Below are 21,287 nucleotides of genomic sequence, written 5' to 3' on the forward strand. Positions count from 1 at the left end.
GGCCTCCCATGAGCGTCATCTTCCATCCGCTTCGTGTGCGCGCCGTCGAGCCCGACACCGACGAAGCCGTCATCGTCTCCTTCGACGTGCCGACCGACCTGCGCGAGGCCTTCGGCTTCACCCAGGGCCAGTACCTCACCTTGCGCAAGGACATCGAGGGCCAGGACCTGCGCCGGTCCTACTCGATCTGCGCCGGGGTCGACGACGGCGAATTGCGCGTCGGCGTGCGCAAGGTCAAGGGTGGCACCTTCTCGAACTGGATCAACGAGAAGCTGCAGCCCGGCGACACCATCAGCGTGATGGCGCCGCAGGGCCGCTTCTTCGTGCCGATCGAGCCGCAATCGAAGCGCCAGCACGTGGGCATCGTCGGCGGCAGCGGCATCACGCCGATCCTGTCGATCATGAAGACGGTGCTGGCGCGCGAGCCGCAGTCGCGCTTCACCCTCATCTACGGCAACCGCAAGCTGCAGTCCACGATGTTCAAGGAAGAACTCGAGGACCTGAAGAACCGCTACATGTCGCGCCTGGTGCTGCACCACGTGTTCTCGGGCGAGCCGACCGACGCGCCGCTCAACATGGGCCGCATGGACCGCGCCAAGCTCGGCGAGTTCCTGTCGAGCGTGGTGCCGGCGGGCAGCATCGACCATGCCTACATCTGCGGCCCGTTCCAGATGAACGACGAGGCCGAGGCCGCGCTGCTCGCGGCCGGCGTGCCCGAGGAGCGCATCCACATCGAGCGCTTCGGGGTCGCCGCGCCCGAAGGCGCGCCGGTCGGCGCCGTGATCCACGAGGCGAAACCGGGCGACGCCGAAGTGGCGAAGATCGTCATCGTGCGCGACGGCCTGCAGCGTGAGATCGAATTCCGCAAGGACCAGCCGAGCATCCTCGACTGCGCTTCGGCGGCCGGCATGGAAGTGCCTTTCTCGTGCACCTCGGGCGTCTGCGGCACCTGCCGCGCCAAGGTGATCGAGGGCAAGGTCCGGATGGAGCGAAACTTCGCCCTCGACAAGAATGAAGTGGCGGCCGGCTTCGTGCTGACCTGCCAGGCCCACCCGCTGACCGAGCGCGTGGTGCTTTCATTCGACGAACGCTAAACCAACACCCCCGAAGGAAACCATGGCCCGAGGACGAGCAGCCGGATACGACGACCAACGCGACATGATCCTCGAGCATGCCGCGCTGCTGTTCGCCAACCGCGGCTATTCGGCGACCTCGATGAACCAGGTGGCGGAGGCCTGCGGCTTCTCGAAGGCGCTGCTCTATCACTACTACCGCGACAAATACAGCCTGCTCGTGAGCATCGCCGAGAACCACGTCTCGCGCCTCGAGGATCTGGTGAGCGACGTCGAGCGGCAGGGCCTGGGGCCGGCCGCGCGGCTGCGCGAACTGATCCGCCGCTTCGTCGAGGAATACGCCGGCGCCAAGCACGCGCACCGGGTGCTGACCGAGGACGTCAAGTTCCTCGAGGAAGACGACCGCGAGCGCGTGCTCGGCACGCAGCGCACCGTGGTGGCGGGCTTCGCGCGCGTGGTCGCCGAACTGCGGCCCGACCTGCAGCAGGCCGCGCTGGCCAAGCCGCTGACCATGTTGCTGTTCGGCATGATCAACTGGATGTTCATCTGGATGCGCCCCGACGGCGAGCTCGACTACGACGCGATGGCGCCGGTGGTGGCCGACCTTTTCCTTGGCGGCCTGCCCGCCGTGCAAACGCCTCTTCGCGTGACGGCCATCGACGACTGACGCCCACGCTTCCCGCTTATCCTCAACCCCCTCGAAAAACCGGAGACAACCCGAATGAAACTACTCAAACCGATCGCCCTCGCCGCGATGCTGCTGGCTTCGGTGCTGGCTCAGGCCGACATCAACGTCGGCGTCACCGTGTCGGCCACCGGCCCGGCCGCCTCGCTCGGCATCCCCGAGAAGAACACGATCGCGCTGATGCCCAAGACCATCGGCGGCCAGAAGATCAACTACATCGTGCTCGACGACGCCAGCGACACCACGGCCGCGGTCAACAACACGCGCAAGCTGATCTCCGAGAACAAGGTCGACATCATCCTGGGCTCGACCACCACGCCGAACTCGCTGGCGATGATCGACGTCGCGGCCGAGAGCCAGACGCCGGTGATCTCGATGGCCGCCTCGGCCCGCATCATCGAGCCGATGGATGCCAAGAAGCGCTGGGTCTTCAAGACGCCGCAGAACGACATCATGATGTCGCTCGCGATTGCCGAGCACATGGCCGCCAGCGGCGTGAAGACGGTCGGCTTCGTCGGCTTCTCCGACGCCTACGGCGAAGGCTGGTACCAGGAATTCGCCAAGGCCGCCGAGCTCAAGAAGCTGCAGATCGTCGCCAACGAGCGCTATTCGCGCACCGACACCTCGGTCACCGGCCAGACGCTCAAGCTGATGTCGGCCAAGCCCGATGCGGTGCTGGTCGCGGGCTCCGGCACGCCGGCCGCGCTGCCGCAGAAGAGCCTCAAGGAACGCGGCTACGCCGGCAAGATCTACCAGACCCACGGCGTGGCCAATGCCGACTTCCTGCGCGTCGGCGGCAAGGACGTCGAAGGCACGCTGCTGCCGGCCGGCCCGGTGCTGGTGGCCGAGCAGCTGCCCGCGGGCAACCCGGTGAAGAAGTCGGCGCTGGCCTACGTCGCCGCCTACGAAGCCGCCAACGGCAAGGGCACGGTCTCGACCTTCGGCGCCCACGCCTGGGACACCGGCCTGCTGATGGCCGCCGCGGTGCCGGTGGCGCTCAAGAAGGCGCAGCCGGGCACGCCCGAGTTCCGCGCGGCGCTGCGCGATGCGCTCGAGCAGGTCAAGGAGCTGCCGGGTGCGCATGGCGTGTTCAACATGACGCCGAACGACCACCTGGGTCTGGATCAGCGCGCACGCGTGATGGTCAAGGTCGAGAACGGCACCTGGAAATACATTCCCCCCGCGAATTGACGCTCGCCCCCAGGTTGGCTCACTTCGTGTAGCCGCCCACCCCCTACCGGGGGCAACACCAGCGGCCCGGCAAAGCCGGTTCCGCGGTGTTCCACCAACGGGCCTCGCTTCGCTGGCCTCGAGGTTGCCAGCTGAGAAACGGCATCTCGACACTGGAAAGACTTGAATGGACTTGCAGATTGCCCTGTTGCTCGGGCAGGACGGCATCGTCAACGGCGCGGTCTACGGACTGATGGCCTTGGCCCTGGTGCTGGTGTTTTCCGTCACGCGGGTGATCTTCATCCCGCAGGGCGAACTGGTCGCGTTCGGCGCGCTGTCGATGGCGGCGCTGACCGCCGGGCGCGTGCCGGCCACGCTGTGGCTGCTGGTCGCGCTGGCCGCGATGACGCTGGTGGTCGAGGCCTGGCGCTGGAAGCGCGGGGCCACGGTCGACTGGAAGTCGACGCTGGTCTGGACCGTGCTGTTTCCCGTGCTCGCGGCCGGCCTGGTGCTGGGCCTGCGCCCCACGTCGCTGGCGCTGCAGGCGGTGACCACGCTGTTCCTCATCACGCCGCTGGGGCCGCTGCTCTACCGGCTGGCCTACCGTCCGCTGGCCCACGCCACGGTGCTGATCCTGCTGATCGTCTCGGTGGCGCTGCATGGCGTCTTGGTCGGCCTCGGCCTGCTGTTCTTCGGCGCCGAGGGTTCGCGCACCCCGGCCTTCTCGGAAGCGCGCTTCGACATCGGCGGCGTGCCGATCAGCGGCCAGTCGCTGGTGGTGGTCGGCGTCGCCTTCGTGCTGGTGGTGCTGATGTTCCTGTTCTTCGAGCGTTCGATCGTCGGCAAGGCGCTGCGCGCCACCGCGATGAACCGGGTCGGCGCGCGCCTGATGGGCATTCCGACCGACCTCTCGGGCGACCTGAGCTTCGCGCTCTCGGCGCTGATCGGCGCGGTCTCGGGCCTGCTGATCGCGCCGCTGACCACGGTCTACTACGACACCGGCTTCCTGATCGGCCTCAAGGGCTTCGTGGCCGCCATCGTCGGCGGCCTCGGCAGCTACCCGATCGCGCTGCTCGGCGCGCTGCTGGTCGGCCAGCTCGAAGCCTTCTCCTCTTTCTGGGCCAGCGCCTTCAAGGAAGTGCTGGTGTTCACCTTGATCATTCCTGTGCTCTGGTGGCGCTCGCTGCGCAGCCGCCATGTGGAGGACGAGGAATGACCCGTCGCCACCTCACCCTCCTTTGCATCGCCGCGCTGGCGCTCAGCTGGCCCTGGCTGCCCGAGTTCACGGTCACGCTGTTCAGCTACATCGCGCTCTATTCGCTGGTCGCGGCCGGCCTCGTGATGCTCACCGGCGTCGGCGGCATGACCTCCTTCGGGCAGGCGGCCTTCGTCGCTGTGGGGGCCTATGCCACCGCCTGGGTCTGCACCTCGCCGACCGCCACCGCCGCGCTCGGCGGCATCGTGCCCGCGCCACTGCTGCCGTGGGTCGGCCTGCTGTTCGGCCTGCTGCTGACCTTCCTGGTCGCCTGGGGGCTCGGCGCGATCACGCTCAAGCTCTCGGGCCACTACCTGCCGCTGTGCACGATCGCCTGGGGCCTGAGCCTCTACTTCCTGTTCGGCAACCTCGAGTTCCTCGGCGGCCAGACCGGCATCACGGGCGTCCCGGCACTGACGGTCTTCGGCGTCTCGCTGGCGTCGCCGCGGGCGCTCGGCCCGCTGATCTGGGCTGTGCTGCTGCTGGCGCTGTGGGCGCTGCACAACCTGCTCGACTCGCGCGAGGGCCGCGCCGTGCGGGCGCTCAAGTCGGGCCGCGTGATGGCCGAGTCGATGGGTGTCGACACGGCGCGCTACCGGGTCAAGGTGTTCGTGCTCGCTGCGCTGCTGGCAGCCCTGTCGGGCTGGCTCTACGCGCACCTGCAACGCTTCGTGAACCCGACGCCGTTCAACATCAACATCGGCATCGAATACCTGTTCATGGCGGTGGTCGGCGGCTCGGGCCACCTGTGGGGTGCGGTGCTGGGCGCGACCTTGATCACGCTGGTCAAGGAGCAGCTGCAGGACCTGCTGCCGAAGCTGCTGGGCGCCAGCGGCAACTTCGAGGTGATCGTCTTCGGCCTCTTGATGCTGTTCGTCTTGCAGCGCTTCGCCGACGGACTCTGGCCGACGCTGGCGCGCGTGAGCGGCCGCTTCCTGAAGCCGGTGCCGGTGAAGCCGGCGAAGGCGATCGCGGCGCTGGACGCCCGCACGCTGCCGGCCGCCGGCGAACTGCTGCTCGAGGCCGACCGCGTGACCAAGCGCTTCGGCGGCCTGGTCGCCAACAACGCGGTCGCCATGACGCTCAAGGCCGGCGAGGTGCATGCGTTGATCGGCCCCAACGGCGCCGGCAAGAGCACCTTCTTCAACATGATCTCGGGCGTCGACGACCCGACCGAAGGCGAAGTGCGCCTGCTCGGCGCGGCCATGACCGGCAAGCCCTCGCGCGACTTCGCGGCGCGCGGCCTGGGCCGGACCTTCCAGCATGTGCGGCTGCTCGGCAATCGCAGCGTGCTCGAGAACGTCGCGCTCGGCGCCCACCGGCGCGGCCATCGCGGCTGGATTGCCTCCATGCTGCGCCTCGACCGCGCCGAAGAGGCCGCGCTGCTGGCCGAAGCCCGCCGCCAGATCGAACGCTGCGGTCTCGGCGCCCATGCCGACGCGCCGGCCGCCTCGCTGGCGCTGGGCCAGCAGCGGGTGGTCGAGATCGCGCGCGCGCTCGCCGGCCAGCCGGCCGCGCTGCTGCTCGACGAGCCGGCCGCCGGCCTGCGCCACCTCGAGAAGCAGGCGCTGGCCGAACTGCTGTCGCAACTGCGCGCGGAAGGCCTCGGCATCCTGGTGGTCGAGCACGACATGGAGTTCGTCATGAACCTGGCCGACCGCATCACGGTGCTCGAGTTCGGTGCCGTCATCGCCGAGGGCACGCCGGCCCAGGTGCAATCCAATCCCCGTGTGCTGGACGCCTATCTGGGCGGCAGCGACGAAGAACCGATCGCGGTGAACGCATGACAGCGCTTTTTGAACTCCAGGACTTCAGCGTCGCCTACGGCGCGGTGGAGGCCGTGCACCAGGTCGCGCTGCGGGTGAACGAAGGCGAGATCGTCACCGTCATCGGCCCCAACGGCGCCGGCAAGACCACGCTGCTGTGCGCCGCGATGGGCCTGCTGCCGTCCAGCGGCAGCCTGAGCTTGGCGGGCGAACGCATCGCGCGGCCGAGCGTCGAGGCGATGGTCGCGCGCGGCGTGGCGCTGGTGCCCGAGCGGCGCGAGCTGTTCGGCGAGATGCCGGTCGAGGACAACCTGCTGCTCGGCGGCTTCTACCGCTGGCGCACCGGCAAGCGCGACCAGAAGGAGCGCATGGAGGAGGTCTTCGCGATCTTCCCGCGCCTCAAGGAACGACGCGCCCAGCTCGCCAGCACGCTGTCTGGCGGCGAGCGCCAGATGCTTGCCATCGGCCGGGCGCTGATGGCGCGGCCGCGCCTGCTGATGCTCGACGAGCCCTCGCTGGGCCTGGCGCCGCTGATCGTGCGCGAGGTGCTGCACGTGGTGTCGTCCTTGCGCGCCCATGGCGTCTCGGTGCTGCTGGTCGAGCAGAACGCGCGCGCCGCGCTGCAGGTCGCCGACCGCGGCTATGTGCTGGAGACCGGCGCCGTGGCGCTGACCGGACCGGCGCAGGACCTGCTCCACGACCGGCGAATCATCGACACCTACCTCGGCCTCGGCAACAAGAGCGCCGTGACATGACCCCCACGCTCCCTCACTTCGTGTAGTCGCTGCCCCCCCGAGGGGGCCGCAGGCCGCCTTGGGGCGGCCCGGCGCCGGCCTCGTCTCTTCCTTCCTGGAGAACTCTATGACTCAAATCCTTCAAAGCTTCATCGGCGGCCGCTGGCTCGGCGCGCAGGCTGCGCAAGAGCTGCGCAGCGCGGTCAACGGCCGGCCGGTCGCCAGCACGCATGCCGAGGCCATCGACTTCGGCGAGGCGCTCCAGCATGCGCGCACGGTCGGCCTCGCCAACCTGCTGGCGATGGACTTCCAGCAGCGGGCCCAGCGCCTGCGCGCGCTCGCCAAGTACCTGGCCGAGCACAAGGAAGAGCTCTACGCGGTCTCGGCCCACACCGGCGCCACCCGCGCCGACAGCTGGGTCGACATCGAGGGCGGCGCCGGCACCTTGGCGGCCTATGCCGGCATCGGCGGCAACGAGCTGCCCTCGGGCAACCTGGTGCACGAAGGCCCGGCGATGCCCCTGGGCAAGAAGGGCGGCTTCGCGGGCACCCACATCCTGGTGCCGCGGCGCGGCGTGGCGGTCCACATCAACGCCTTCAACTTCCCGGTCTGGGGGCTGCTCGAGAAATGGGCGCCGAGCTTCCTGGCGGGCATGCCCTGCATCGGCAAGCCGGCCACTTCGACCAGCTATCTCACCGAAGCGCTGGTGCGCCTGATGCACCGCTCGGGCCTGTTGCCCGAAGGCAGCCTGCAGCTGGTGATCGGCAGCACCGGCGACCTGCTCGACCGGCTCGACGGCATGGACGTCGTGACCTTCACCGGCTCGGCCGACACCGCGGCCAAGCTGCGCGTGCATCCGAACATCGTGCGCCAGTCGATCCCGTTCAATGCCGAGGCCGACTCGCTCAACTGCGCGATCCTGGCACCGGACGTGACGCCCGACGACGAGGAGTTCGACCTCTTCGTCAAGGAAGTGGCGCGCGAGATGACGGTCAAGTCGGGCCAGAAGTGCACCGCGATCCGCCGTGCGATCGTGCCGCGCCAGCACATCGACGCGGTGGCCGAGAAGCTGCGCGCGCGGCTGGCCAAGACCGTGGTCGGCGACCCGGCGCGCGAGGACGTGCGCATGGGCGCGCTGGCCTCGCATGCGCAGCAGGCCGACGTCGCCGAGCGCGTGCGCCTGCTGATGCAGGGCGCCGAACTGGTCTACGGCGAGCGCGACGGCTTCGCGCCGCAGGGCGAGGGCGTGGCCGAAGGCGCGTTCTTCGCGCCGACCCTGCTGCTGGCCCGCGACCCGATGGGCAACGATGCAGTGCACGACATCGAGGCTTTCGGCCCGGTCAGCACGCTGATGGCCTACGACGGCCTCGACGAAGCACTGGCGCTGGCCGCGCGCGGCCGCGGCAGCCTGGTCGGCACCTTGGTCACCAAGGACCCGGCGACCGCGGCCAAAGCGATCCCGATCGCCGCCGCCCACCATGGCCGCATGCTGGTGCTCGACCGCGAGGCCGCGGCCGAATCGACCGGCCATGGCTCGCCGCTGCCCTTCCTGAAGCACGGCGGCCCGGGCCGCGCCGGCGGCGGCGAGGAGCTCGGCGGCCTGCGCGCCGTCAAGCACTACCTGCAGCGCGCGGCGCTGCAGGGCTCGCCGAGCATGATCGCCGCCGTGACCGGCGAATACATGCGCGGCGCGAAGCTCAACGAATCCGAACTGCATCCGTTCCGCAAGCACTTCGAGGACCTGGCCATCGGCGACTCGCTGCTGACGCATCGCCGCACCGTCGGCGAGGCCGACATCGTGGCCTTCGGCGGCATCTCTGGCGACTACTTCTACATGCACTTCGACGAGATCGCGGCCAAGGAAAGCCCGTTCGGCAAGCGCATCGCGCACGGCTACTTCGTGCTGTCGGCCGCGGCCGGGCTGTTCGTCTCGCCGGCGCCAGGCCCGGTGCTGGCCAACTACGGCCTCGACACCTTGCGCTTCGTCAAGCCGGTGGGCATCGGCGACACCATCCGCGCGCGCCTCACCTGCAAGCGCAAGATCGATCGGCAGAAGAAGGACGCCAACGGCGTCGGCCAGGGCGTCGTCGCCTGGGATGTCGAGGTGACCAACCAGGACGGCGACCTGGTCGCGAGCTACGACATCCTGACGCTGGTGGCCAAGCGGGGCTGAGGCCCGGCATCGGACTCGGGGCGCGTTCCTACAGGCGGGTTCTCCGGCGCACACTAACGTGCCAGACTGGAGAACCCCCATGCCTGCAGCCACTCGAGCGAGCGACGCCCTGGCGCCCTACCACGGCAAGCGCGATTTCAAGAAGACGCCCGAACCTCGCACCGGCGGCAAGTCGGCGCGGGGCACGCTCTCCTTCGTGGTCCAGAAGCACCATGCAAGCCATCTGCACTACGACTTCCGCCTCGAACTCGACGGCACGCTGAAAAGCTGGGCGGTGCCCAAGGGACCCTGCCTCGACCCGACGGTCAAGCGCATGGCCGTGCAGGTCGAGGACCATCCGCTCTCCTACGCGAGCTTCGAAGGCACGATCCCGGCGAAGCAGTACGGCGCCGGCACCGTGATCGTCTGGGACCGCGGCCAGTGGGCGGCCGAGGGCGATGCGCGCGAAGCGCTGGCCGAAGGCAAGCTCAAGTTCGAACTGCGCGGTGACAAGCTGCGCGGCCACTGGACCCTGGTGCGGATGCGCGGCGAGGGCGAGAAGCAGGTGCCCTGGCTGTTGATCAAGGAGCGCGATGGCGAGGCGCGCCCTCTGGCCGACTACGACGTCGTCGAGGCCGAGCCCGACAGCGTGCTGAGCGCCGCGAAAAAGAGCGCCCTGAAGAGCGAGGGCCGCAAGGCGGCGCTGCCCGCCGCGCTGGCCCCGCAACTCGCAACCCTCGCCGCGGCGCCACCCGCCACGCCCGGCGACTGGCTCTACGAGCTCAAGTTCGATGGCTATCGCCTGCTGGCCCGCATCGACGGCGAAAAGGTCCGGTGCATCACGCGCAACGGCCACGACTGGACCTCGAAGCTGCCGGCGCTCGCCAGGTCGCTGGGCAGGCTGAAGACCACGTCGGCCTGGCTCGACGGCGAGATCGTGGTCGCCGGCAAGCACGGCGCGCCCGACTTCCAGGCGCTGCAGAACGCCTTCGACAGCGGCGCCACGTCGAACATCGTCTACTGGCTGTTCGACGCCCCCTTCCTCGACGGCTTCGACTTGCGCGCCGTGCCGCTCGAAGAGCGCCGCGCCCGGCTGGCGCGACTGCTCGGCAGCCGGCCGCCGGCGCAGCTGCGTCTCAGCGAGGTCTTCGACGCCGCGCCGCGCGACCTCCTTGCTTCCTCGGCGCAGCTGGGCTTCGAAGGCATCGTCGGCAAGCGCAAGGGATCGATCTATGTCTCGCGCCGCTCGCCCGACTGGATCAAGCTCAAGAACCAGCGCCGCCAGGAGTTCGTGATCGGCGGCTACACGGCGCCCAAGGGATCGCGTTCCGGCTTCGGCGCGCTGCTGCTCGGCGTGCACGACGATGCCGGCACGCTGGTCTACTGCGGCAACGTCGGCACCGGCTTCGACGAGAGCCGGCTGGCCGACATCAAGGCGCGGCTCGACCGCCAGGCCAGCGACACCTGTCCGTTCGGCGAGAAGCCCGCCGGGGTCAAGGCGCAGTGGGTGAAGCCGGTGCTGGTGTGCGAGGTGTCTTTCGGCGAGTGGACCCGCGAGGGCCGGATCCGCCACCCGGTGTTCCAGGGGCTGCGCAGCGACAAGCCGGCGGCGCAGATCCGGCGCGAGCGCGCCGAGCCGCCCGAGGCCGCCTCCGCGCGCGCCGACGACCACGCACGAGGAGCGAAGAAGTCCATGGCAATGCGCATCACCCACGCCGAGCGCGTGATCGACACCGCGAGCGGCACCACCAAGGGCGAGCTGGTGGCGTTCTACGAGCAGGTGGCCGAACTCATGCTGCCGCACCTGAAGGGGCGGCCGGTGTCCCTGGTGCGGGCGCCCGAGGGCATCGGCGGCGAGCTGTTCTTCCAGAAGCATGCGCCGCACGGCGAGATGCCGGGCGTGAAATTGCTCGACCCGTCGCTCGACCGCGACCACGATCCGCTGCTGCAGATCGACAGCGCGCGCGGGCTGCTGTCGGCGGCGCAGATGAACGTGATCGAGTTCCATACCTGGAACGCGACGTCGAAGGCGATCGACACGCCCGACCGCATGACCTTCGACCTCGATCCGGGCGACGGCGTGCCGTGGGCGCGCATGCAGGAGGCGGCGATGCTGGTGCAGACGCTGCTGGCCGAACTCGGCCTGCCGGCCTTCCTCAAGACCAGCGGCGGCAAGGGGCTGCACGTGCTGGTGCCGATCAAGCGGCAGCACGGCTGGGATGCGGTCAAGGGCTTCTCGCAGGCCGCCGTGCAGCACCTGGCGACCACCATCCCGGAGCGTTTCGTCGCCAAGAGCGGGCCGCGCAATCGCGTCGGCAAGATCTTCGTCGACTACCTGCGCAACGGCTTCGGCGCGACCACCGCCAGCGCCTGGTCGGCGCGCTCGCGTCCGGGGCTGGGTGTGTCGGTGCCGCTGGCATGGGACGAACTGCCCGATCTGCGCAGCGCATCGCAATGGACGGTGCGCAACATCGCCGAACGCCTGGCGGTCGGCAACGGCCCCTGGGACGACATGGAGAAGAGCCGCAAGGCGCTGGGCCCGGCGATGAAGAAGCTGGGCTACGTGCCGGCCTGATGCGCGCTCTTCGTCCGCCTTGCGCAATCGGCGCGGGGATGCAATATTGCGCGGCATGAACAAGGTGATCCCGACCCTGCTCCTGGCCATGGCCGGGTTCCTGACCGCGGGGCCCGCCGCGGCCCAGTGGCACAACAGCCCGCAGTTCGACCGCGACCTCAGGGCCTGCGACCGGCGGGGCGTGAACTTCGAGCGCTGCATGTGGGAGCGCGGCTGGCAGCGCGGCGGTGGCCAGCGCTGGAATCACAACCAGAACTGGCACCGGCCACCGCACCAGCAGAACTGGCACCGGCCGCCCCCGAATCAATGGCACCAGCCGCCGCCGCCACGGCGCAACCAGCCCCGGCTGAGCGACATGCAGCAACGCGCCCTCGACAACTGCCGCCTGCTGCAGCCTTCCGAGCAGCCCCGCTGCCGCGCCACCGTGATGTCGACGGTGCGCTGACGGCCCACGACTTCGCGGGATGGACCCGGCCCCCTTCCTTTACTTTGCCTACGGCTCCAACATGAGCGGGGAGCGCCTCCGCGCCGCGGACCGGGCCCCGTCCGCCGAGCGGAAGGGCTCGGGCCGCGTGGCGGGCTACCGCCTGGTTTTCGACAAGGTCGGCAGGGATGGCTCGGGCAAGGCCGACTGCGAGCGCACCGATGCGCCGCTCGACACGGTCCATGGCGCCTTGTTCCAGATCGCCGGTCGCGACCGACAGGCGCTCGACAAGGCGGAAGGCCTCGGAAACGGCTACGACGCCGTCCAGGTCAGCGTCCGGACGGATTCGGGGGAGGTCCTGGCGCTGACCTACCTGGCGACCCGAAAGAATTCGGCGCTGAAGCCCTACACCTGGTACCTGCGGCACGTGCTTGCCGGGGCCAGGCAAAGCGGGCTTCCCGCGCGCTACATCGAGGCCATCGAGCGTGTCCAGGCCGTGAGGGACACGGACGCCGGACGGGAGGCAAGGGAACTCGCCATCCATGGGTGATGCGGCATACTGCCAACCCCCCAACTCGCCACAAGCCTACTGAATGGACAAGGAAGTCGACCCCCAGGTACTCGCTGTCATCGATGAGAAGCGACTGTCAGGACCACGGCTCACCCCGGTCGAGATCGTCGCCAAGATGGGCGTGTTCGATGCCCGCGACAAGCCCTACGAGTACGCCTGGATGGCGACCGGCGACAACGTGATCGCCACCATCTGGGCCGAATATGTCAGCGTCGGCGCCGGTGGACGCTGGTTCTACCTCGAGTCGCTGGACACCCAGCACCGCGCGAGCGGCGGCGCGCGCACGGCCAACCAGGTCCAGCGCGCCAAGGACCGGCTGGCCTTGCTCAAGCGAACCCTCGACGCCGGCCAGGGCTTCAGGGCGGTCGTGCAGACCAACCGGGTCCCGATCGCCGAACTCGAGACCAACAAGAGCGCCAAGGTGTCGACCCGGGTGCGCGACGACGACGAATGGCACGTCGCCTCCTGGGAGCCCGACCAGCTGCTGGCGGTGCTGGTCCGCGGCCCGCGCGGCTGGCTGCCCACCGAGGCCGAAGTGCAGGCCGCCAAGGCGCGTGGCGGTGTTCCGGCTCCGGCCGAGGCGGCCCCTGCGGCGGCGCAGGCCGCTTCGCCGGAGCATCTCCAGGCCGCCGCGCTGGACTACGTGAAGCGTCATTTCGGCGGCTACGGCTACAAGGCCGAGGACGTCAGCGCCCAGCAGATCGGCTTCGACCTCGAGGTGTCGAATGCCAAGGGCGTGACCTTGCTGAAGGTCGCGGTGAAAGGCACCACCTCGGGCCTGCCGGGTTTCAAGCTCACGGACGAAGAGCGCACGGCCTCGGCGCGCGATCCCCTCTGGCGCCTGCTGGTGGTCACGGACGCCGGCGGCCCGGCGGCGCAGCACAAGATCTACAAGCCGTCCGAGATGAGCCAGGCACCCGGCTTCGACCCGCTGGGCTGAGGCCCCTCAGCGGTTCTCGCGCAGCTGCTCCGCCTCCCGCGCGAGCCGCGCCGCCTCGACGATCTGCGCGATCGACAGCCCGCCCGTGGGCTCGATGTCGCCGGTGAGGAGGCTAACGAGCGCTGCCTGCCCCGCCGGCCCGGCCAGCCACGCGAAAGCGGACGTGATCGATCCGCCGCCGAACTTGGCTTGCAACGCCTTCGACGCCGCCCGGCCGACCTGGGCGAAGGCCTGCTGGTCCGGTGCGGCCGAGGCGGCACGCACGATCATGCAGAACGCATCGAGCTTCTCGGCTTCGGTGCGCAGGCGTCGGGCCTTGGCCTCGCTGTGGGCGGCGGGCCCCAGCAGCGCCGCCTCGAAGGCATCGCCGAAGCGCTGGATCTCGCTGGCTTCGACCCCGTCGACATCCGCTTGCGCCCGCACGGCGACGGCGCAGCCGCGCGCCGCGGAGGCGCGTTCGGCCGCCGCCTGCGCGGCAGGCGCCTCGGTCGCGGGCCACGCCAGCAGGGGGGATCGCGCACTGCCCTGCAGGGCCCATCGGCCCGCGGCATTCAGCACGCGCGCAGGGCCGCCAGGCGACGGAGGGTCCGCAAGGCTGAGGAACAAATACTGTGGGGGCGGCATCTTGGCGGTGAATTCGAACGACGCGCCGATTGTCGCCCCAGGCTGCCGCGTCGCCGCGAAGCCTTCGGCTTGCAGGATTCTGGAGGATGTTTGCACGATGGTCCGGCAGGCGCGCCCGAGCCGAGACAAGCGGGCGCGAGATGCCTAAGCTTCGCTCCATGTTCACTTCCACCCCTCGATCGCTGCATGCCGACCGCCCCGTCGAGCAACTGCAGACCACCGTGATGCGGGCCGAACTCGCCGCGCTGATCGACCGGATGACCGTCGTCGACGGCGCCCATCAGACGGCGATACCGCGCCTCCTGCTGGCCCGGGCTTCGCAGATGCAGCATCCGGTGCATGCGATCCACGAGCCGGCGTTCTGCGTGCTGGCGCAGGGCAGCAAGCGGGTCCTGCTCGGCGAAGACGTCTACATCTACGACAGCAGCCAGTACCTGGTCGTGGCGCAGAACCTGCCGGTGTCGGGCCAGGTGGTCGACGCCTCGCCAGAAGCGCCGTACCTCGGCCTGCGGCTGAGTTTCGACGTCAAGGACATCGCGGCGCTCGGCCTGGACCTGCAGCTCGACGCCGCGCTCCCGAACCGGCGCTCGCCGCGCGGCATCTTCACCGGCGACCTGTCGACCACCCTGCTGGACCCGCTGCTGCGCCTGACCCGGCTGCTGGACACGCCCGAGGACGTGCCGGCGCTGGCGCCGCTGATCACGCGCGAGATTCTGTACCGGCTCCTGAAGGCGCCCGACGGCTGGCGGCTGGCCCAGATGGCGATGGTCGACAGCCACAGCCAGCGCATCGCCCAGGCCATCAGCGTGCTTTCGCAGCGCTTCCAGCAGGCGCTGCGGGTCGAGGACCTGGCGGACGAGGTCCACATGAGCGTGTCGTCGCTGCACCAGCACTTCAAGGCCGTCACGGCGATGAGTCCGCTGCAGTTCCAGAAGCAGCTGCGGCTGCAGGAGTCGCGGCGCATCATGATCAGCGAGAACGTCGACGCCGCCACGGCCGGGCATCGGGTCGGCTACGAGAGCCAGTCGCAGTTCAATCGCGAATACAGCCGCTTCTTCGGCTCGCCCCCCGCGCGCGACGTGAAGCGCCTGCGCGAGCTCCAGCTGGGCCGGGGAGGGCAGACATGAAGATCCATCTGAAGCTGAACGGCCAGGTGATCCCGGCCACCCTGGCGGACAACCGGGCGGCGCAGGAGTTCGTCGCGATGCTGCCGCTGACGCTCACGCTGCATGACCTGTTCAGGCGCGAGAAATTCGGCCCGCTGCCCTCGGCCGTCTCGGCGACCGGCACGCGGACCCAGGCCTACGAGGTCGGCGACATGATCTGCTGGGCGCCCGGCCCCGACCTGGCGATCCTCTATCGGCAGGACGGGCAGGCCATCAGCGGCGGCTTCCACGTCCTCGGCCGGATCGATGCCGGGGTCGAGGCCTTCGCTGCGCCGGGTCCGATCGAGGTGACGATCGAAGTGCCGGCGGGCGAGGTCGATGAGGCGGCGCTCGCCGTTGGTGCCCGCGGCCTGCGCTCGCGGAGCGGGCCTTGCGTCATCGGCGGGCGTTGTTCTTGACGAGGAAGAAGGTCAGGGCGCCGATCACCAGGGCCATGCCAGCGCCGAAGGCGGCGATCGCGCTGGTGCCGTCCCAGGCCACGACCTCGCGCAGGAACAGCACGGCGAGCACCGCGATGACCACGCTGACCAGGTTGCCCTTGAGGTCCTCGAGGTTGTGGACCTCGAGCCACTTGGGCAGCGGCAGCTTGTCGTCGATGAACAGCGAATAGAGGCCGATGCTGATGATGTAGACCGCGATGGCGATCAGGAAGACGTCGACCGCCTCGACGATGCCGACCGCGAAGATCTTGACCGCCTTGGCCGAGACGGTGCCGTCGCGGATCGTGTCGATGAAGCTCGCGTACAGCGCCATGGCCTCGTACAGGATCAGCGCCATCGACCCCAGGAAGGTGCCGATCACGGGGACGATCATGATGTAGCGGCTCGAAGCCAGGATTGTTCGCAACATCCGGCACCTCTCCTCTGCAGTGGGGTTCGCCGGATCTTAGCCTTGGGCAGAATGCGGCAACGGATCACCAGAAAGAGGCTCCATGACGCCCGACGCCCCCCTCCTCGCCAGCCAGGTCATCGTGCGTGCCTGCCTGTTCCTCGTGGCCGCCATCGCCCTGTTCGGCGGCACCGTGCAGATGGTGCTCGGCCAACCGGACACCAGTCCGCGCCTGGACAACGTTCACCGCTTCATGGCGGGCGTCTATTTCTCGATGGGCCTGATCTGCCTCTGGGCCGGCATCACGGTCCGCCAGCAGGGCTTCCTGGTCTACCTGATCGCCCTGGGCGTGCTGCTGGCGGGCCTGGGCCGGCTGTTGTCGATCTCGAAGGTGGGCCTGCCCGAGCCGCACCGGGTCTGGCTCGCGTACCTGGTTCCCGAACTGGTGATTCCGTTCGTGATGGCGGGGGCGCACTTCAGCGCCAGCTAGGGCCTGTTCACACTGCAAGCACCTCGTCGGTCGTGACCTCGAAGCGCTGCAGCGTGTTGACGCCGAACACCATCGTGATCGGCACGTCGGCCGCGTCGCGGCCCCGCGCGATCACCACCCGTCCGATGCGCGGCGTGTTGTGCCGGGCATCGAAGGTGTGCCAGCGGTCGCCCAGGTAGACCTCGAACCAGGCGCTGAAGTCCATCGGATACGGCACCGGTGGAATGCCGATGTCGCCCAGGTAGCCCGTGACGTAGCGCGCCGGGATGTTCATGCAGCGGCACAGCGTGATCGCCAGGTGCGTGAAGTCGCGGCAGACGCCGACACGCTCCCGCCAGCCCTCCAGCGCGGTGCGCGTGGCGCGGGCGCATTGGTAGTCGAATCGCAGGTGCCGGTGCACGAAGTTGCAGATCGCCTGCACCCGCTGCCAGCCCTGCGGCACGCCGCCGAACTGGGCCCACGCGAACTGCAGCAGTTCGCTGTCGACCTCGCAATAGCGGCTGGGCAGCAGGAACTGCAGCGTCTCCAGAGGCAGGTCGGCGGGCGCATGTTCGATCGCGCCGAGGCACACCGGGTCCGGCCAGCCGGTGTCGAACACCACCGCTTCGTTGCGCAGTCGCACGCGGCTCACACCGGCGGGCACCGCCACGCGGGCGCAGTGGTTGTTGAAGTTGTCGGTGTAGTGGTCGGTGCGCAGCGGCGGGCTGATCGTGAGCTGCTCGCTGCCTTGGAGGTCGGCTGCGCGCGAAGGATGGAGCTGCAGCATGTAGATGAGGGCCGTCGGCGCCGTGACCCCGAGCTCGATGTCGAATCCGATTCTGATGAGCATGGTGCGCGGACCTTTGGGTGGGGAGAAGCTGGTAAAGCAGGTTTGATGCCGACGTCGATGCTGCATCGTAAGGAAGTGCAGCGCGGCCTCGGGTGGGCGGGCAGGCCCGAACCGGCGTAGGCCATCGCGCAGGATCGTCGGTGCGGTCCTACCCTGATCGCCTCGCAGCGCCGACAGCCGGGAGCGCGCGCCCACTACGTGCCGCGCGCCGGCCCGACCTTAAGCTGAGGTCATCACCCGCAGTATGGACCGCGGCCCGGTCGCCGGCCGTCGTTTTGCGAAAACCCGAGGACACCCCGATGACGCAACAGAACAAGGCGGCCGCCGGCCGTCGCCCGAAGCAGGGCGACGGCAGCCAGGCCAAGCAGGAGCAACTGGCTGCCTTCACCAGCGACAACGTCGCCCGGCTGACCACCAACCAGGGCCTGCAGGTGCCCGACAACCACAACTCGCTGAAGGCGGGGCCGCGCGGGCCGACCCTGCTCGAGGACTTCATCCTGCGGGAGAAGATCACGCACTTCGACCACGAGCGCATTCCCGAGCGTGCGGTGCATGCCCGGGGGTCCGCGGCGCACGGCTATTTCGAGGTCTACAAGTCGATGTCGCAATTCACGGCGGCCGAGTTCCTGCAGGATCCGGCGGTGAAGACGCCCGTTTTCGTGCGCTTCTCGACCGTGGCGGGATCGAAAGGCTCGGCCGACACGGTGCGAGACGTGCGTGGCTTCGCGGTCAAGTTCTACACGCAGCAGGGCAACTACGACCTGGTGGGCAACAACATCCCGGTGTTCTTCATCCAGGACGCGATGAAGTTCCCCGACCTGGTCCATGCCGTCAAGCCGGAGCCGCACCATGGCATGCCGCAGGCGGCGAGCGCGCACGACACCTTCTGGGACTTCGCCTCGCTGATGCCCGAGACCACCCACATGCTGATGTGGGCCATGTCGGACAGGGCCATTCCGCGCAGCCTGCGCATGATGGAGGGCTTCGGCGTCCATACCTTCCGCTTCGTCAACGCGCGCGGCGAGAGCCACTTCGTCAAGTTCCACTGGAAGCCCAAGCTGGGCATCCACGGCCTGGCCTGGGACGAGGCGCAGAAGATCGCCGGCAAGGACGCCGACTTCCACCGGCGCGACCTGTGGGAGGCGATCGAAGCCGGCGATTTCCCGGAATGGGAGCTCGGCGTGCAGATGATCCCGCAGGACAAGGAACACGCCTTCGGCTTCGACCTGCTCGATCCGACCAAGCTGATTCCGGAGGAGATGGTGCCGGTGCAGCGCATCGGCCGCATGGTGCTGAACCGCAACCCGGACAACTTCTTCGCCGAGACCGAGCAGGTCGCGTTCCATCCGGGCCACGTGGTGCCGGGCATCGATTTCTCGAACGACCCACTGCTCCAGGGGCGCTTGTTCTCCTATACCGACACGCAGATCTCGCGCCTGGGCGGCGCCAACTTCCACGAGTTGCCGATCAACAAGGGCGTCTGCCCCTTCCACAACTTCCAGCGCGACGGCATGCACCGGCAGACCATCGCGCGCGGCCAGGTGGCGTACGAGCCGAACTCGCTGGGCGATGGCAAGGAGTTCCGGGTCGATGGCGCCAGCGCCGGCTTCCAGTCCTTCCCGGAGGAACTCGAGCCGCCCAAGCTGCGCCGGCGCAGTCCGTCCTTCGACGACCACTTCACGCAGGCCCGGCTCTTCTTCAACAGCCAGAGTGCGCCCGAGAAGGAGCACATCATCGCGGCCTTCCGCTTCGAGCTGTCCAAGGTCGAGGTGCCGGCGGTGCGCCAGCGCATGGTCGACAACCTGGCGCACGTGGACGAGAAGCTGGCGCGGCGCGTGGCCGAGGTGCTGGGCATCAACGCGCCCGACGCCAAGGCCGCGGCCGGTCGCGCGGGCTTCCGGGCCCACCGCTTCACGATGCCGATCGACGAATCGCCGGCGCTCAGCATGGCAGACACCGGCAACGGCTCGATCAAGACCCGCAAGGTCGCGATCCTGGTCGCAGACGGGGTCGACTCGGCCTCGCTGAAGGCGATCCGCGAGGGCATCGAGCAGGCCGGTGCGCAGTGCAAGCTGGTCGGTCCGCGGCTCGGCACGGTCGCCAGCGCGTCGAAGCGCCAACTCGATGTCGATGCGACCTTCGTCAACATGCCCTCGGTGATGTTCGACGCCGTGCTGGTGCCGGCCGGGGCCGAGGGCGCCCGAACGCTGGCAGCCAATGGCGACGCGGTCCACTTCGTGCTGGAGGCCTACAAGCACTGCAAGGCGATCTGCACGGTGGGCGAGGGTGTCGAACTGCTGGCCACGCTGGGCATCGGCGCCGACCCGAAGGCGGCGCCGGCCGGCGTGGTGGTGGCGGCGACCCCGGTCACCAACCTGGGCGATGCCAGCGCCGCGCAGCAGGTGGCGCAGGACTTCGTCGCCGCGATCGCGAAGCACCGGCACTGGGACCGGGCCAACGTCGACGCGGTGCCGGCCTGAGCGCTACTTGCGGCCGTCGGCCGGCTGCAGCAGCTTGCCGTTGAGCGTGACCGCCTTGCCGACCGGCGGCGCGGTGGCGGTCTCGACGGTGCGCAGCGATCCGTCCTGCATCCGCACCCCGACCTCGTAGACGGTGGCGGTGTGGTAGCGCTTCTCGACCTCGTTGCCCGCGAAGCCGCCGCCCACCGCGCCGATCACCGTGGCCGCGGTGCGGCCGTTGCCATGGCCGATCTGGTGGCCCAGGACACCGCCCAGCACCCCGCCGGCGACTGCGCCGACGCCGGTGGCCGGAACCTGGCGCTGCACGGTGCGGACCGACTCGACGTGGCCGCAGGTGGCGCAGACCGGAACCGGGCGCGGCGCCGGGGCGGCTGCTGGCGCGGGTGGTGGCGGCAGGACCTCGGGCGCGCGAACGGGAGCCGGCGCCTGTGCCACGACCGATGGCGGAGGCGCGGCCGGCACCAGCCCCGGCTTGCCATCATCGGGCGCCTGCATGGGCAACGCCGCGGCCACCGGCGTGGTCGGCGCCGAGTCCGCGTTGCGGGCCTGCTGGTGCAACAGGATGCCGCCCAGCGCAGCGACCGCCACGGCGAGGGCGCCGATGGTGGCCCACATCGCCTTGAGCGAGCGGCCCGGGGGAGGGTTGAGGGGTGTGGGGTCCATGGGGGTTCCTTTCCAGCGCCGCGCGGCTCAGTCGGTCCATCCAAGAAGCCGTCGGGGCGTTTCCCAGAACAGTTTCCGGCGCTCGCCGGCATCCGGGAAGAGTTGCTCCATCAGTTTCAGCTGTAGGCCATAGTCGATTCGTTCGGTCGCCCGCAGGTAGGGCCAGTCGGAGCCCCACAGGCAGCGTTCGAGCGTGAAGGCCTCGGCCAGGGCCCGCACGAAGGGCCGGACATCCTGGTGCGGATGCGGCTGGCCCGAGAACTTCGCGAAGCCGGAGAGTTTGACGTAGGCCTTGCCCGATCGCCCCAGTGCCAGCAGCGCCTGGAAGCCGGGCTGCTGCAGGCCTGCCGCGATATCGGGCTTGCCGCAATGGTCGATCAGGATCGGCACCCCGGCGTCCGCCAGCAGCGGCAGCAGCGCGGGCAGCTGGTCCCGCTCGACCTGCACCTGCAGCAGCAGGCCGAGCTCGCGCAGCTTGCCGATCAGCGCGCCGGCACCGAGGTAGTAGTCGACGCCGAGGAAGGAGGGGTTGAAGGCCACGCCCACGATGCCCTGCGCCTTCAGCTCGGCCAGTGCCTCGAGCGCGATGCCGTTGTCGACCACCGCAACCCCTTTCATGCGGCCCTGGCTGCGCGCGATGGCGTCGAGCAGGCAGGCGTTGTTGTCGGTGCCGTAGCCGGAGTTGGGGCCGACGACCAGGGCCCGCTGCACGCCATGGGCCGCCATCACGGCCAGGAAGAGATCGGCCGAGCCCGTCTCCTGGCCCGCCGGCGCGTAGTGGGTGTCCCTCGCATAGGGGAAACGCCTGGGGTCGAGGATGTGGTTGTGGCAGTCGATCTTGGGTTCGTCGAAGATGTTCATG

20 protein-coding genes are annotated in these 21,287 nt (G+C 69.3%); 15 read left to right on the forward strand and 5 right to left on the reverse strand.

Going from position 1 to position 21,287, the window contains the following annotated elements:
* Nucleotides 1-8: 8 nt before the first annotated feature.
* The 11 genes from paaE to QTI68_RS05005 all read left to right on the forward strand — a co-directional run bounded on the left by paaE (nucleotide 9) and on the right by QTI68_RS05005 (nucleotide 13,345).
* Nucleotides 9-1,094 carry a 1,2-phenylacetyl-CoA epoxidase subunit PaaE gene (gene paaE / locus QTI68_RS04955; protein ID WP_286520009.1) on the forward strand — a complete coding sequence of 362 codons (1,086 nt, stop codon included), beginning with the start codon at nucleotides 9-11 and terminating at the stop codon, nucleotides 1,092-1,094.
* 22 nt (nucleotides 1,095-1,116) lie between these two features.
* Nucleotides 1,117-1,740, forward strand: coding sequence for a TetR/AcrR family transcriptional regulator (locus tag QTI68_RS04960; protein ID WP_286520011.1), 624 nt, complete (start codon nucleotides 1,117-1,119; stop codon nucleotides 1,738-1,740).
* A gap of 54 nt (nucleotides 1,741-1,794) precedes the next feature.
* Nucleotides 1,795-2,949, forward strand: a complete 1,155-nt coding sequence (locus QTI68_RS04965; protein ID WP_286520012.1) for an ABC transporter substrate-binding protein — start codon at nucleotides 1,795-1,797, stop codon at nucleotides 2,947-2,949.
* A 166-nt stretch (nucleotides 2,950-3,115) separates the two neighbouring features.
* Nucleotides 3,116-4,144, forward strand: coding sequence for a branched-chain amino acid ABC transporter permease (locus QTI68_RS04970; protein WP_286520013.1), 1,029 nt, complete (start codon nucleotides 3,116-3,118; stop codon nucleotides 4,142-4,144).
* Entirely contained in the window at nucleotides 4,141-5,970 is a 1,830-nt protein-coding gene (locus tag QTI68_RS04975) for a branched-chain amino acid ABC transporter ATP-binding protein/permease (protein WP_286520015.1), read from the forward strand. The genes QTI68_RS04970 and QTI68_RS04975 overlap by 4 nt, the downstream gene beginning before the upstream one ends.
* The gene (locus tag QTI68_RS04980) at nucleotides 5,967-6,704 is read left to right on the forward strand and encodes an ABC transporter ATP-binding protein (RefSeq protein WP_286520016.1); all 738 of its coding nucleotides are present in this window, start codon (nucleotides 5,967-5,969) and stop codon (nucleotides 6,702-6,704) included. Before QTI68_RS04975 ends, QTI68_RS04980 begins: the two co-directional genes overlap by 4 nt.
* A gap of 106 nt (nucleotides 6,705-6,810) precedes the next feature.
* The gene (paaZ, locus tag QTI68_RS04985) at nucleotides 6,811-8,856 is read left to right on the forward strand and encodes a phenylacetic acid degradation bifunctional protein PaaZ (RefSeq protein WP_286520017.1); all 2,046 of its coding nucleotides are present in this window, start codon (nucleotides 6,811-6,813) and stop codon (nucleotides 8,854-8,856) included.
* 79 nt (nucleotides 8,857-8,935) lie between these two features.
* Complete coding sequence (gene ligD / locus QTI68_RS04990) at nucleotides 8,936-11,410, forward strand: DNA ligase D (protein WP_286520018.1); 2,475 nt, start codon at nucleotides 8,936-8,938, stop codon at nucleotides 11,408-11,410.
* A 55-nt stretch (nucleotides 11,411-11,465) separates the two neighbouring features.
* On the forward strand, nucleotides 11,466-11,855 hold the full coding sequence (locus QTI68_RS04995; RefSeq protein ID WP_286520019.1) for a hypothetical protein: 390 nt from the start codon (nucleotides 11,466-11,468) through the stop codon (nucleotides 11,853-11,855).
* A gap of 19 nt (nucleotides 11,856-11,874) precedes the next feature.
* Entirely contained in the window at nucleotides 11,875-12,384 is a 510-nt protein-coding gene (locus tag QTI68_RS05000) for a gamma-glutamylcyclotransferase family protein (RefSeq protein WP_286520020.1), read from the forward strand.
* Between the two features lie 43 nt (nucleotides 12,385-12,427).
* Nucleotides 12,428-13,345: a hypothetical protein gene (locus QTI68_RS05005; RefSeq protein WP_286520021.1), complete on the forward strand. Its 918-nt coding sequence runs from the start codon at nucleotides 12,428-12,430 to the stop codon at nucleotides 13,343-13,345.
* A 6-nt stretch (nucleotides 13,346-13,351) separates the two neighbouring features.
* Here QTI68_RS05005 and QTI68_RS05010 read toward each other — a convergent pair whose 3' ends face one another.
* Entirely contained in the window at nucleotides 13,352-13,903 is a 552-nt protein-coding gene (locus QTI68_RS05010) for a hypothetical protein (protein WP_286520022.1), read from the reverse strand.
* A 224-nt stretch (nucleotides 13,904-14,127) separates the two neighbouring features.
* On the opposite strand from QTI68_RS05010, the gene QTI68_RS05015 reads away from it, so the two are divergent.
* Nucleotides 14,128-15,096, forward strand: coding sequence for an AraC family transcriptional regulator (locus tag QTI68_RS05015; RefSeq protein WP_286520023.1), 969 nt, complete (start codon nucleotides 14,128-14,130; stop codon nucleotides 15,094-15,096).
* Nucleotides 15,093-15,533 carry a cyclophilin-like fold protein gene (locus QTI68_RS05020; protein WP_286520024.1) on the forward strand — a complete coding sequence of 147 codons (441 nt, stop codon included), beginning with the start codon at nucleotides 15,093-15,095 and terminating at the stop codon, nucleotides 15,531-15,533. The genes QTI68_RS05015 and QTI68_RS05020 overlap by 4 nt, the downstream gene beginning before the upstream one ends.
* On the opposite strand, the gene QTI68_RS05025 is transcribed toward QTI68_RS05020, so the two are convergent.
* Nucleotides 15,511-15,984, reverse strand: a complete 474-nt coding sequence (locus tag QTI68_RS05025; protein ID WP_286520025.1) for a YqhA family protein — start codon at nucleotides 15,982-15,984, stop codon at nucleotides 15,511-15,513. The genes QTI68_RS05020 and QTI68_RS05025 overlap by 23 nt on opposite strands.
* 82 nt (nucleotides 15,985-16,066) lie before the next feature.
* Here QTI68_RS05025 and QTI68_RS05030 point away from each other — a divergent pair, with 82 nt between their 5' ends.
* On the forward strand, nucleotides 16,067-16,453 hold the full coding sequence (locus QTI68_RS05030; RefSeq protein WP_286520027.1) for a DUF4345 family protein: 387 nt from the start codon (nucleotides 16,067-16,069) through the stop codon (nucleotides 16,451-16,453).
* Nucleotides 16,454-16,460: 7 nt separating this feature from the next.
* On the opposite strand, the gene QTI68_RS05035 is transcribed toward QTI68_RS05030, so the two are convergent.
* The gene (locus QTI68_RS05035; RefSeq protein ID WP_286520028.1) at nucleotides 16,461-17,282 is read right to left on the reverse strand and encodes a transglutaminase-like domain-containing protein; all 822 of its coding nucleotides are present in this window, start codon (nucleotides 17,280-17,282) and stop codon (nucleotides 16,461-16,463) included.
* A 92-nt stretch (nucleotides 17,283-17,374) separates the two neighbouring features.
* Here QTI68_RS05035 and katE point away from each other — a divergent pair, with 92 nt between their 5' ends.
* Nucleotides 17,375-19,762, forward strand: a complete 2,388-nt coding sequence (gene katE / locus QTI68_RS05040) for a catalase HPII (protein ID WP_503011623.1) — start codon at nucleotides 17,375-17,377, stop codon at nucleotides 19,760-19,762.
* A gap of 3 nt (nucleotides 19,763-19,765) precedes the next feature.
* On the opposite strand, the gene QTI68_RS05045 is transcribed toward katE, so the two are convergent.
* Nucleotides 19,766-20,425, reverse strand: coding sequence for an outer membrane lipoprotein (locus QTI68_RS05045; RefSeq protein WP_286520031.1), 660 nt, complete (start codon nucleotides 20,423-20,425; stop codon nucleotides 19,766-19,768).
* A 27-nt stretch (nucleotides 20,426-20,452) separates the two neighbouring features.
* Nucleotides 20,453-21,286 carry an amidohydrolase family protein gene (locus tag QTI68_RS05050; RefSeq protein WP_286520032.1) on the reverse strand — a complete coding sequence of 278 codons (834 nt, stop codon included), beginning with the start codon at nucleotides 21,284-21,286 and terminating at the stop codon, nucleotides 20,453-20,455.
* Between the last annotated feature and the right edge of the window lies 1 nt (nucleotide 21,287).

The sequence above is a fragment of the Variovorax sp. J31P207 genome (assembly GCF_030316965.1).
GTDB lineage: Bacteria > Pseudomonadota > Gammaproteobacteria > Burkholderiales > Burkholderiaceae_C > Variovorax > Variovorax ginsengisoli_B.

Coding starts and splice junctions, on each gene's coding strand:
- QTI68_RS04995 (WP_286520019.1), top strand. CDS start 11,466: ATGAACAAGGTGATCCCGACCCTGCTCCTGGCCATGGCCGGGTTCCTG.
- QTI68_RS05000 (WP_286520020.1), top strand. CDS start 11,875: ATGGACCCGGCCCCCTTCCTTTACTTTGCCTACGGCTCCAACATGAGC.
- QTI68_RS05015 (WP_286520023.1), top strand. CDS start 14,128: ATGTTCACTTCCACCCCTCGATCGCTGCATGCCGACCGCCCCGTCGAG.
- QTI68_RS04980 (WP_286520016.1), top strand. CDS start 5,967: ATGACAGCGCTTTTTGAACTCCAGGACTTCAGCGTCGCCTACGGCGCG.
- QTI68_RS05030 (WP_286520027.1), top strand. CDS start 16,067: ATGACGCCCGACGCCCCCCTCCTCGCCAGCCAGGTCATCGTGCGTGCC.
- QTI68_RS04970 (WP_286520013.1), top strand. CDS start 3,116: ATGGACTTGCAGATTGCCCTGTTGCTCGGGCAGGACGGCATCGTCAAC.
- QTI68_RS04965 (WP_286520012.1), top strand. CDS start 1,795: ATGAAACTACTCAAACCGATCGCCCTCGCCGCGATGCTGCTGGCTTCG.
- QTI68_RS05025 (WP_286520025.1), bottom strand. CDS start 15,984: ATGTTGCGAACAATCCTGGCTTCGAGCCGCTACATCATGATCGTCCCC.
- paaZ (WP_286520017.1), top strand. CDS start 6,811: ATGACTCAAATCCTTCAAAGCTTCATCGGCGGCCGCTGGCTCGGCGCG.
- paaE (WP_286520009.1), top strand. CDS start 9: ATGAGCGTCATCTTCCATCCGCTTCGTGTGCGCGCCGTCGAGCCCGAC.
- QTI68_RS05045 (WP_286520031.1), bottom strand. CDS start 20,425: ATGGACCCCACACCCCTCAACCCTCCCCCGGGCCGCTCGCTCAAGGCG.
- QTI68_RS05050 (WP_286520032.1), bottom strand. CDS start 21,286: ATGAACATCTTCGACGAACCCAAGATCGACTGCCACAACCACATCCTC.
- QTI68_RS04960 (WP_286520011.1), top strand. CDS start 1,117: ATGGCCCGAGGACGAGCAGCCGGATACGACGACCAACGCGACATGATC.
- QTI68_RS05035 (WP_286520028.1), bottom strand. CDS start 17,282: ATGCTCATCAGAATCGGATTCGACATCGAGCTCGGGGTCACGGCGCCG.
- QTI68_RS05005 (WP_286520021.1), top strand. CDS start 12,428: ATGGACAAGGAAGTCGACCCCCAGGTACTCGCTGTCATCGATGAGAAG.
- ligD (WP_286520018.1), top strand. CDS start 8,936: ATGCCTGCAGCCACTCGAGCGAGCGACGCCCTGGCGCCCTACCACGGC.
- QTI68_RS04975 (WP_286520015.1), top strand. CDS start 4,141: ATGACCCGTCGCCACCTCACCCTCCTTTGCATCGCCGCGCTGGCGCTC.
- QTI68_RS05020 (WP_286520024.1), top strand. CDS start 15,093: ATGAAGATCCATCTGAAGCTGAACGGCCAGGTGATCCCGGCCACCCTG.